The organism is Pseudomonas fluorescens, from assembly GCF_902497995.1.
Classification (GTDB): domain Bacteria; phylum Pseudomonadota; class Gammaproteobacteria; order Pseudomonadales; family Pseudomonadaceae; genus Aquipseudomonas; species Aquipseudomonas fluorescens_BK.
This window is the reverse complement of sequence record NZ_CABVII010000013.1, coordinates 166,512-176,083: the sequence shown is the minus strand read 5'-3', so window position 1 is coordinate 176,083 and position 9,572 is coordinate 166,512. Positions and strand designations below refer to the sequence as shown.

The 9,572-nt window shown below is 61.8% G+C and carries 10 protein-coding genes; 4 read left to right on the top strand and 6 right to left on the bottom strand.

Annotated features, from left to right (window positions below; all coding sequences use genetic code 11):
• On the top strand, positions 1 to 1,107 hold a 1,107-nt coding region (locus F8N80_RS17055; protein WP_150784301.1), incomplete at its 5' end, for an AMP-binding protein.
• Between the two features lie 106 nt (positions 1,108 to 1,213).
• On the opposite strand, the gene F8N80_RS17050 is transcribed toward F8N80_RS17055, so the two are convergent.
• From F8N80_RS17050 to F8N80_RS17040, 3 genes are all read right to left on the bottom strand, one after another.
• Entirely contained in the window at positions 1,214 to 1,627 is a 414-nt protein-coding gene (locus tag F8N80_RS17050; protein ID WP_150746029.1) for a VOC family protein, read from the bottom strand.
• A 90-nt stretch (positions 1,628 to 1,717) separates the two neighbouring features.
• Positions 1,718 to 2,377 carry a TetR/AcrR family transcriptional regulator gene (locus F8N80_RS17045; RefSeq protein ID WP_150746030.1) on the bottom strand — a complete coding sequence of 220 codons (660 nt, stop codon included), beginning with the start codon at positions 2,375 to 2,377 and terminating at the stop codon, positions 1,718 to 1,720.
• Positions 2,364 to 3,215 carry a 3-hydroxybutyryl-CoA dehydrogenase gene (locus F8N80_RS17040; RefSeq protein ID WP_150746031.1) on the bottom strand — a complete coding sequence of 284 codons (852 nt, stop codon included), beginning with the start codon at positions 3,213 to 3,215 and terminating at the stop codon, positions 2,364 to 2,366. The genes F8N80_RS17045 and F8N80_RS17040 overlap by 14 nt, the downstream gene beginning before the upstream one ends.
• A gap of 167 nt (positions 3,216 to 3,382) precedes the next feature.
• Here F8N80_RS17040 and F8N80_RS17035 point away from each other — a divergent pair, with 167 nt between their 5' ends.
• Both F8N80_RS17035 and F8N80_RS17030 read left to right on the top strand, forming a co-directional pair.
• Positions 3,383 to 4,420, top strand: coding sequence for an AraC family transcriptional regulator (locus F8N80_RS17035; protein WP_150746032.1), 1,038 nt, complete (start codon positions 3,383 to 3,385; stop codon positions 4,418 to 4,420).
• Between the two features lie 221 nt (positions 4,421 to 4,641).
• A complete protein-coding gene (locus F8N80_RS17030) occupies positions 4,642 to 6,456 on the top strand; it encodes an ABC transporter ATP-binding protein (protein ID WP_150784300.1) in 1,815 nt (604 codons plus the stop codon).
• Positions 6,457 to 6,625: 169 nt separating this feature from the next.
• Here F8N80_RS17030 and F8N80_RS17025 read toward each other — a convergent pair whose 3' ends face one another.
• From F8N80_RS17025 to gspG, 3 genes are all read right to left on the bottom strand, one after another.
• Entirely contained in the window at positions 6,626 to 6,826 is a 201-nt protein-coding gene (locus F8N80_RS17025; RefSeq protein ID WP_150746034.1) for a hypothetical protein, read from the bottom strand.
• A 217-nt stretch (positions 6,827 to 7,043) separates the two neighbouring features.
• Positions 7,044 to 8,231, bottom strand: a complete 1,188-nt coding sequence (locus F8N80_RS17020) for a type II secretion system F family protein (RefSeq protein WP_150746035.1) — start codon at positions 8,229 to 8,231, stop codon at positions 7,044 to 7,046.
• Positions 8,232 to 8,243: 12 nt separating this feature from the next.
• On the bottom strand, positions 8,244 to 8,678 hold the full coding sequence (gene gspG, locus F8N80_RS17015; RefSeq protein WP_150746036.1) for a type II secretion system major pseudopilin GspG: 435 nt from the start codon (positions 8,676 to 8,678) through the stop codon (positions 8,244 to 8,246).
• Between the two features lie 195 nt (positions 8,679 to 8,873).
• On the opposite strand from gspG, the gene F8N80_RS17010 reads away from it, so the two are divergent.
• Entirely contained in the window at positions 8,874 to 9,482 is a 609-nt protein-coding gene (locus tag F8N80_RS17010) for a lytic transglycosylase domain-containing protein (RefSeq protein ID WP_150746037.1), read from the top strand.
• The last annotated feature ends 90 nt before the right edge of the window (positions 9,483 to 9,572 follow it).

Below are 9,572 nucleotides of genomic sequence, written 5' to 3'. Positions count from 1 at the left end.
TATGCGGCCATGACCCATGAGCGCGTGTTCGACTACCGTCCGGGCGAAGTCTACTGGTGCACCGCCGACGTCGGCTGGATCACCGGCCACACCTACATCGTCTACGGCCCGCTGGCCAACGGCGCGACCACGCTGCTGTTCGAAGGCGTGCCGAACTATCCGGACATCACCCGGGTGGCGAAGATCGTCGACAAGCACCAGGTCAATATCCTCTACACCGCGCCGACCGCGATTCGCGCGATGATGGCCTCGGGCACCGCCGCTGTTGAAGGCGCCGATGGCAGCAGCTTGCGTCTGCTGGGTTCGGTCGGTGAGCCGATCAACCCGGAAGCCTGGGATTGGTACTACAAGAACGTCGGTCAGTCCCGTTGCCCGATCGTCGACACCTGGTGGCAGACCGAAACCGGCGCGACCCTGATGAGCCCGTTGCCGGGCGCTCACGGCCTCAAGCCGGGTTCTGCGGCGCGGCCGTTCTTCGGCGTGGTGCCGGCGTTGGTGGACAACCTGGGCAACATCATCGAAGGCGTGGCCGAGGGCAACCTGGTGATTCTCGATTCGTGGCCGGGCCAGGCGCGCACGCTGTATCGCGACCATGACCGCTTCGTCGACACTTACTTCAAGACGTTCCGTGGCATGTACTTCACCGGTGACGGTGCGCGGCGTGATGCAGACGGTTACTACTGGATCACCGGGCGTGTGGATGACGTGCTCAACGTGTCCGGGCACCGCATGGGGACGGCCGAGATCGAAAGCGCGATGGTCGCTCACCCGAAAGTCGCCGAGGCTGCGGTGGTCGGTGTGCCGCATGACATCAAGGGGCAGGGCATTTATGTCTACGTCACTATCAATAGCGGCGAAGAGGCGGACGAAAAACTGCGTACCGAGCTCAAGAACTGGGTGCGCAAGGAGATCGGCCCGATTGCTTCACCGGATGTGATCCATTGGGCGCCGGGCCTGCCGAAAACCCGTTCGGGCAAGATCATGCGGCGGATTCTGCGCAAGATTGCGGCTGCCGAATACGATGGGTTGGGTGATATTTCCACCTTGGCCGATCCGGGTGTGGTGCAGCATCTGATCGACACCCACAAAACCATGAACGCTTCATAAACTACAAAAAAGCTATGTCGAGCATGAAGCTTCGCCCGGTAATTTACCGGGAGGAGCTTCTTTGTCCGGTCGCGGGAAAGGGCCCAACCTTGGTTGGGCCCTGTGGTCACTGATCCTTTTCGCAGTTCACCATCCACGACACCCCAAACCGGTCGACCAGCATGCCGAAGCGCGCGGCCCAGAACGTGGCTTCCAGGGGCATTTGCACCTTGCCGTCTTCGGCCAGCGCGCTGAACACGCGCTCGGCCTCGGCAATGCTGTCGACATTCAGCGATACCGAGCAACCGGCCATTTCATCCGCGGGGCGATCCGGTGTGGTGTCCGAGCCCATGATCGCCTGATCGCCCACCGACAGGCGGGTGTGGATGATCAGGTTGTGCAAATCCGCCGCAAAGTGCTCGCGCGCCGGACTTTCACCGAAGGTCATCATCATTTCGATCTGGCCTTGCAGGGCTTGGGCATAGAAGGTGAAGGCGGCTTTGCAGTCGCCATTGAAGATCAGGTAGGGATTGATTTTCATGGTTCAGCTCCCGGTCATTGAGGGGACACATCGGTTGACCGTTTGCCTGGCCAGGGAATTCCGATGGACGTCGACTCGGGTAGCAAAGCCCTAAAACGCAGCGGGCGGTTGGGGTTTTTTAGATGTTTTTTCTATGGACGAGGCCAGGCTTATTGCCTCGGGCGCGCGTCGTGGAGCCAGCACACGCTCGATGGCGCCGCGCACCAGGCTTTCCAGCAATTCATCGCGCTCCGGTTCATCCAGCGCATGCTGCGCCAGCCAGCTGGGCGCGCTGTTGAGCAAGGCAGCGATCGCATGCCCGGCGGCCAGCCGGCCCTGTTCACTGAACCGCGACCGGGCGCCGACTATCGACAGCAATTTGCCTTCGTACTGCTCGCGCAGTTGTCGCACCCGTTGCTGTTGCTCTTCGTTCAGGCAGCCGCTGTCGCGCTCCACCAGGCGAAAATGCCAGGGCATCTCCTGATGCAGGTTCACATGCGCGCGGATCAGCGCCTGCAATTTGTCGCGTTTGGCCGGAGCTTGTTGGGCGATGCGCCCCAGGGCGGCCAACAGCTCTTCGTAGAACTCTTCGATCAGATCCAGCAGCAAGTGCTGCTTGCTGGGGTAATGGTGATACAACGAACCCGGGGAGAGCCCCAGGCAGGTCGCGAGCTCACGCATGCCGACCTGGCCGAAACCCTTGCTGGCGAACAGCTCCAGGACTTTGTCCCGGTACTCGGCGAAACGTGAACAACGCTCAGGCATAGGCATGGAAGCCGCGCCCCGTCTTGCGTCCCAGGTAGCCGGCGGCGACCATTTCCTTGAGCAGTGGCGCGGGGCGGTATTTGCTGTCGTTGAAGCCATCGTAGAAGGCCTCGAGAATCGCCAGCACGGTGTCCAGGCCGATCAGGTCCGCCAGGGCCAGCGGGCCGATGGGCTGGTTGCAACCCAGGCGCATGCCGGCGTCGATGTCTTCGGCGCTGGCCAGGCCTTCCTGCAACACCAGGATCGCTTCGTTGATCATCGGCACCAGGATCCGGTTGACCACGAAGCCCGGACGGTTGCCGGCGGTGATCGCGGTCTTGCCCAGGGTGGTGGCCATGTCCAGCGCCAGGGCGTGGGTCGCGTCGCTGGTTTGCAGACCACGGATCACTTCGATCAGGCCCATTACCGGCACCGGGTTGAAGAAGTGCAGGCCGATGAATCGTTCGGGTTGGCTGACGCTGGCGGCGAGTTGGGTAATGGACAGCGACGAGGTGTTGGAGGCGATCACGCAGTGGGGGCTGACCTGCGCGGCGATCTGTTGCAGCACCCGCAGTTTCAGCTCGAGGTTTTCGGTCGCGGCTTCGATCACCAGTTGCACGTTCTGCAGGCTGCTGTAATCGGTGCTGGTGCTGATCCTGTCGAGGGTCTCGAGTTTTTGCGCCTGGGTCAGCGTATCCTTGGCGATTTGCCGATCCAGGTTTTTGCCGACCGTCGCAATGGCCTTTTGCAGGGCGCTGTCGGAAATGTCGATCAAGGTCACCTTGAAGCCGGCCAGGGCGCAGACTTGCGCGATGCCGTTGCCCATGGTGCCGGCGCCGATCACGCCAATGTCTTGCAGATTCATGTTCTGTGTCCTTGGGCTCAAACCTTGCGATACCTTGGCCGCCGCAACGGCCGAAGGCGTACTATTGGCCACGAGTCTAGAGCCGGCAGGGCGGTTGTCCTATGCCGAAACTGTTCAACGGCACTGGTGTTTTTTGCCATTCGGGTGATGGGGAGTAAAGCGTTCAAATGCGGGAAAAAGACTCGGTGGCCGCCTACTTCGTGCAGGCCATGATCCATGGGCTGGGGGACGATACGCAGCGCCTGGGGGGTGTGCTGGAACAGGCGGGCATCGACCCGGTGTCGATGGAACAACCCACGGCACGGGTGCCGGCCAGTGCATTTGCCGCGCTGTGGCTGATCCAGATCCGCGAACTCGACGACGAATTCTTCGGTCTCGACTCCCATGGCATGCCACCGGGCAGCTTCGCCCTGATCTGCCGGGCGCTGATTCAGGAGCCCGACCTGCACAAAGCCATGCGCCAGTGCCTGACCAACTTCGCCCTGTTCCTCAAGGACTTTCGCGGCACCCTGACCGTACGCGGCAAGCGGGCGGTCATCAGCCTGGAAACCCGCGCGCAAAACGATGACCTCGCACGTTTGGGCGAAGAGACGTTCCTGGTGTTGATGATCAGTCTGCTGTGCTGGCTGGGCGGTCGACGCATCCCCATAGATCGTGCGGACTTCCGCCATCAGCGCGTTTCCCTTAGCGATGACCGTTTGCTCTGGGGCCCCAACCTGACCTTCGGCGCCGAACGCACCGAGATCGAATTTGCCAGCCACTACCTGCGTTTGCCGGTGATTCAGGACCTGGCCTCGTTGAAAGTGTTCCTGCGCACCGCACCGCAATGGCTGGTGATTCGCTTCCGCAACCAGCACGGCCTGGCGTCGCAGGTGCATCAGCGCCTGCGCCACAGTCTTTACAGCGAATGGCCGACCTTGCAGGCCTTCGCCCTGGAACAGCACCTGAGTTCCAGCACCTTCCGCCGCAAACTGGAGCGTGAAGGCTGTTCGTATCAGGAGATCAAGGACGAAGTGCGGCGTGGGGTGGCATTCGAGCAATTGCGTCAGAGCAAGGCGAGCATCGGCGATATTGCCGAGCGGTTGGGGTTTCAGGAGCCGAGTGCGTTCCATCGGGCATTCAAGAAATGGACGGGGGAGAGTCCGGGGCGGTATCGAGCGCGGTTTCAGGGTGAGTTGTCAGAAGCCTCTGACAGACACGACTGATTAAGCGCGACCCCGATGTTTTCGGTGGTGTCGGGTTGTACAGTCGCAGCTCCTAGTCTCTGTTCAACGCTGTTTGCAACAAGGACGCTGTGCTTACGAAAATGGAGCCCATCGACGTGACCCGCACGTTTAGTTGTTTCCCGCCTGCGCAATTGTCCGGCTGAAGTACCATGACGGCATTGTCGTGTTCAGCGACCTGCCTTTGCCGAGTCCATCGCCCTATGCCTGCGGCCCTTTCCCGTGTTACCTCGCTACTCGACCAGGCCAGACGCGCCTTGCTGCTGGTCTGGGGCACCTCTCGCGGTTTGTTCCTGGGGCTGGTGCTGGCCACCCTGATCGCCGGTGTACTCCCGGCCCTTGCCGCCTGGCTGGGTCAGCGCATCGTCGATGCGGTGGTCAGCGCCATGCAATTGCACGCGCAGCAGGGCAGCGCGCCGTTGTGGCCGGTGGTGCGTTATGTGTTGTTCGAAGCCGGCGTGCTGGCGTTGCTGTCCGGGACCCAGCGGGCGCTGTCGGTGCAGCAGTCGCTGTTGCGGGTGCAGCTGGGGCAGAAGGTCAACACCATGATTCTGGAGAAGGCCCAGACATTGTCGCTGGTGCAGTTCGAGAATTCCGAGTTCTACGACAAGCTGGTGCGGGTGCGGCGCGAGGCCTCGACCCGGCCGTTGGCGCTGGTGATGAAGTCGTTGGGGCTGATCCAGAACCTGATCGTATTGATCAGCTTCGGTGTATTGCTGGTGCATTTTTCGCCCTGGGCACTGGTGCTGCTGGTGGTCGGCGCGTTACCGGTGTTCTTTGCCGAAGCGCATTTTTCCGGGGATGCCTTCCGCCTGTTCACCCGCCGCGCGCCGGAGAGTCGCCAGCGAAATTACATCGAGACGCTGCTGTCCCACGAAGGCTATATCAAGGAGGTCAAGCTGTTCGGGTTTGCGCCGCTGCTGTTGCAGCGTTATCGCGACACGTTCGCCCGTCTCTATGCCGAAGACCGGCGGTTGACACTGCGTCGTGATGGCTGGGGTTTCGGGTTGGGGCTGCTGGGCACCGCTGCGTTTTATCTGGCGTATGCCTGGGTGGTGGTCGATACCGTCCACGGCAGCATCAGTCTCGGCCAGATGACCATGTACCTGGTGTTGTTCAAGCAGGGGCAGACGGCGGTGAGCAGCAGCCTTAGCGCCATCAGTGGTCTTTACGAGGATGGCCTGTATCTGTCGAGTCTCTATGAATACCTGGCCGAACCGGTGGTGGTCGACACCGGCAGCCTGACGGTGGGCGCGGTGCCCGGCGATGGTTTGCGTTTCGAGAACGTCGGTTTCCGTTATCCGGGAGCCAGCCGCGCGGCGCTGGAAGGCATCGATCTGCACCTGGTGCCCGGCCACAGTGTGGCGCTGGTGGGGGAGAACGGTTCGGGCAAGACCACGCTGATCAAATTGCTGGCCCGTCTGTACCGTCCCGACCAGGGCCGCATACTGCTGGACGGCAGCGATCTGCAGGCGTGGGAAGAAGACGCGCTGCGTCGGCGCATCGGCGTGATTTTTCAGGACTACATCCGCTACCAGTTCTCGGTCGGCGAGAACATCGGGGTCGGCGACACCCTGGCCTTCAACGATGAACAGCGTTGGCAGGCCGCTGCCGCCGAGGGCATGGCTGCGCCCTTTATCGAACGCCTGGATCGAGGATATGCCACACAACTGGGACGCTGGTTCGCCGGTGGGCAGGAACTGTCCGGCGGGCAATGGCAGAAGATCGCCTTGTCCCGCGCCTACATGCGACGCGAGGCCGACATCCTGATTCTCGATGAGCCGACCTCGGCGCTCGACCCGGCGGCGGAAGCGGCGGTGTTCGAGCATTTCAGCGAGCACACCGAAGGCCGCATGACGCTGCTGATTTCCCACCGCTTTTCCAGCGTGCGCAATGCCGATCACATCATCGTGCTGGATCAGGGTTCGATCCTGGAGCGGGGGGACCACGACAGTCTGGTGGCCGCGGGCGGGCGCTATGCGCAGTTGTTCAACTTGCAGGCCAGGGGTTATCGCTGAGCGTCAGGAGTCCCGCAACACAATCTGCCGATGTGCTCGCCCGCTTCCATCTGCCCATTACAAAAAGGCCCGTATCGCGAGAGACGGACCTTTCTTGTTGCATTTGTCTCTGAATCAGTTTTCAGCTGTCTGGCTTTTTACTTCAATAAGCCTGTCGACGTGCGGTGCATCAACCGATGTGAAACGACGAGATGTAGCCAGTGCTATCGCAACGGATTTTCAGTCGTTTCGGATTCACCTCCGAAGTCGTTATTTCATCGGGCCCGGTGACGATGGTAAATCCGGTCAATTCGCTGATATAGGCTTTAACGCCAGGTACGTAGCGGTTTCCGATCAAGTGGCGGATCGGACCGAGTATGTCAGTAGTCATGTTCGCAATTCCTTGTGCGTGAGTAAGTTTGTCCGGTTGGACGACGGGATTCTCCTTCAAGTTACGGCACCGGATGCGGTGCATAGTTATTTTTTCTGCTCGAAGCTCACGTAGATTTTGCGACACGGCTCCAGCACCTCCCGGGTCCGCCTGAGCCCGACCGCAATCCAGTGATTGCGGCGTCAGTGGCTGAAAAAATAACGTACAGCCCGGTGCCTCAGTGAATACTCGAGGCCAATTCAAAAATCGGGATGTACATCAGGATCACGATGACCCCGATCAGCAGGCCGATAAAGGTCATGAGCAGGGGTTCGAACAGCCGCACGAACCATTCGATCCAGCGGCTGATTTCTTCGTCGTAGAAGTCGGCGCTGCGCTCCATCATCTGCCCGAGGTTGCCGGACTGTTCGCCGGCGCGCAGCAGGCGCAGGGATACCGGCGTCACCAGGTGATTGAGCTCCAGCGCGGCCGACAGTGATTGCCCCTCGCGCACCCGCTCGCAGGCCTGGTCCAGGCGCGCGCGCGAGGCGACGGTGAGCAGGCCGCGGACCATGCCCATGGCGGTGACGAGGGGGATGCCGCCTTGCAGCAGGATGCCCAGGGAGCGGTAGAAGCGCGCCAGTTCGTACATGAAGATGCGTTGATGCACCGCCGGGAGTTTTTCGATGACCCGGTCCAGGCCCCGGCGAAAGGCCGGTTGGCGCTGGAGGAAGGCGAGGGCGACGACGATGGCCGCCAAGGCGCCGAAGAACTCACCCTGGTGGGCGTGCAGGAACATCCCGCCGCTCATCAGGATCTGCGACAGCCACGGCAGGTTCGAGCCCAGGCCTTCGAACACCAGGCTGAAACGCGGTACCACGTAGCCCATCAGAAACAACACCACGCCACTTCCCACCACCAGCAACAGCAGGGGGTAGATCGACGCGCTGACGATCTTCTGTCGAACCTCGTCCATGCGCTGGCGATAGCTGACATAGCGGCCGAGGGCATCGCCCACCGCGCCGGTTTTCTCGCTCGACTGTACCAGCGCGACATACAGCGGCGGGAACACCGCGGACAATTGCCCGAGGGCCTGGGAGAACGACTTGCCTTCATACAACAGGCGCACCAGTTCGCTCAAGGTCTTGCGGGCCTGGGGCGCATGCTCTTTTTCCGCCAGGCTTTCCAGCGCATCGATCAACGGCAGGCCGGCATTGAGCAAGGTGGTCAGTTCCTGGCTGAACAGCACCAGGTTGAACGTCTCGCGCTGGTGCAGGCGCAATGCCCGCCAATGCCGTTCGACGTGCAGGCTCACCACCCGCAAGCCCTGGTCTTCGACGATGCGCCGGGCTTCGCTGTGGCCGGGGGCCTCGACTGTCATCGAGACCACGCCAGCCTTGCCCACGGCCTTGAGGTGAAAGCGCATGTTCGTCCCTCGTCATTGCCAGCTGGTGACTTCGGCGTTTTCGCCTTCGCCGCCGGGTTGGCCGTCCTTGCCCATGGACAGCAGGTCGTACTCGCCGTTCTCGCCGGGGTGGCGGTAGGTGTAGTTTCGGCCCCACGGATCCTGCGGCAGTTTTTTCTGCAAATAAGGACCGGTCCAGCGGGTCTCGTCGCTCGGCGCGGTGACCAGCGCCTGCAAACCCTGTTCGGTCGAGGGGTAATGGCCGACCTCCAGCCGGTACAGATCCAGGGCCTTGCCCAGGCCCTCGATTTGCGCCTTGGCCACCTTCACTTCGGAACGCCCCAGCTGAGCGAAATACTTCGGCGCGACGATGCCGGCCAACAGCCCGAGCACCACCAGCACCACCAACAGTTCGAGCAGGGTGAACCCGCTTTGCGTACGCGGGGTACAACACAGACGTTGATTCATGATGACCTCATACAGTCGGCGGAAGGGTCGCCATGCAGGCTTATGCAATTGCCATGCTCATGCCCGGACATCCGGCTGCAACCCCCGAACCACGGGCCTTCGCGCTTTCGGCACAGTGCTTGCGTAGGGCAGGTGTACGACCGGCCATTGGGGCATTACCCCCATTTTTCGGGGCCGGTCAGGGGAGGCAGAACAATGAAAGCACTCACCATGGGACTGCTCGGGCTGCTGATGCAGACCGCCGTCGTACAGGCCGATGTGTTCGTGTCCGTGGACGCCAACGGCAGCTACGTTTTGTCCAATGTCCACCGTCCCGGTCGCACCTATGAACGGGTGATTCATGAGCCTGAATCCGCCCAGGTCAGCATCGACCGGCAACCGCAGATGATTGCCCGGCAACCCTACGCCGAGCTGGTCTCGGCGGCGGCCACGGCCAATCAGCTACCGGCGGCGCTGTTGCATGCCGTGATCCAGACCGAGTCCAGCTACAACGCCGGCGCGACCTCACCCAAGGGCGCCGGCGGGCTGATGCAACTGATGCCCGACACCGCCCGGGAAATGGGCGTGACCGACGTCTACGACCCCAAGGCCAACATCCAGGGCGGCGCCCGTTATCTCAAGCGCCTGATGACCCTTTTTGATAATGACATCAGCCTCGCCGTGGCGGCCTATAACGCCGGGCCGCAAGCGGTGCTCAGCCGTGGCGGGGTGATCCCGCCGTTCGCCGAAACCCGGCGTTATGTGCCGAACGTGTTGCGCCAGTACCGACGTTTGCAGGGGCTGGCCGTGGATGCGCCGTTGTGATTGGCGACTGTGGGGCAGGTTCCCCCAACAGTGGGGCAGAAAAGTTCTGGCCCGGAAAGTGGGGAATGGGTGGGGAATATCCCCCCGGCT

What these genes read in the sequence shown, in the direction of transcription:
- F8N80_RS17050 (WP_150746029.1), bottom strand. Translation starts at nt 1,627, where the DNA reads ATGAAAATCAATCCCTACCTGATCTTCAATGGCGACTGCAAAGCCGCC.
- F8N80_RS17045 (WP_150746030.1), bottom strand. Translation starts at nt 2,377, where the DNA reads ATGCCTATGCCTGAGCGTTGTTCACGTTTCGCCGAGTACCGGGACAAA.
- F8N80_RS17040 (WP_150746031.1), bottom strand. Translation starts at nt 3,215, where the DNA reads ATGAATCTGCAAGACATTGGCGTGATCGGCGCCGGCACCATGGGCAAC.
- F8N80_RS17035 (WP_150746032.1), top strand. Translation starts at nt 3,383, where the DNA reads ATGCGGGAAAAAGACTCGGTGGCCGCCTACTTCGTGCAGGCCATGATC.
- F8N80_RS17030 (WP_150784300.1), top strand. Translation starts at nt 4,642, where the DNA reads ATGCCTGCGGCCCTTTCCCGTGTTACCTCGCTACTCGACCAGGCCAGA.
- F8N80_RS17025 (WP_150746034.1), bottom strand. Translation starts at nt 6,826, where the DNA reads ATGACTACTGACATACTCGGTCCGATCCGCCACTTGATCGGAAACCGC.
- F8N80_RS17020 (WP_150746035.1), bottom strand. Translation starts at nt 8,231, where the DNA reads ATGCGCTTTCACCTCAAGGCCGTGGGCAAGGCTGGCGTGGTCTCGATG.
- gspG (WP_150746036.1), bottom strand. Translation starts at nt 8,678, where the DNA reads ATGAATCAACGTCTGTGTTGTACCCCGCGTACGCAAAGCGGGTTCACC.
- F8N80_RS17010 (WP_150746037.1), top strand. Translation starts at nt 8,874, where the DNA reads ATGAAAGCACTCACCATGGGACTGCTCGGGCTGCTGATGCAGACCGCC.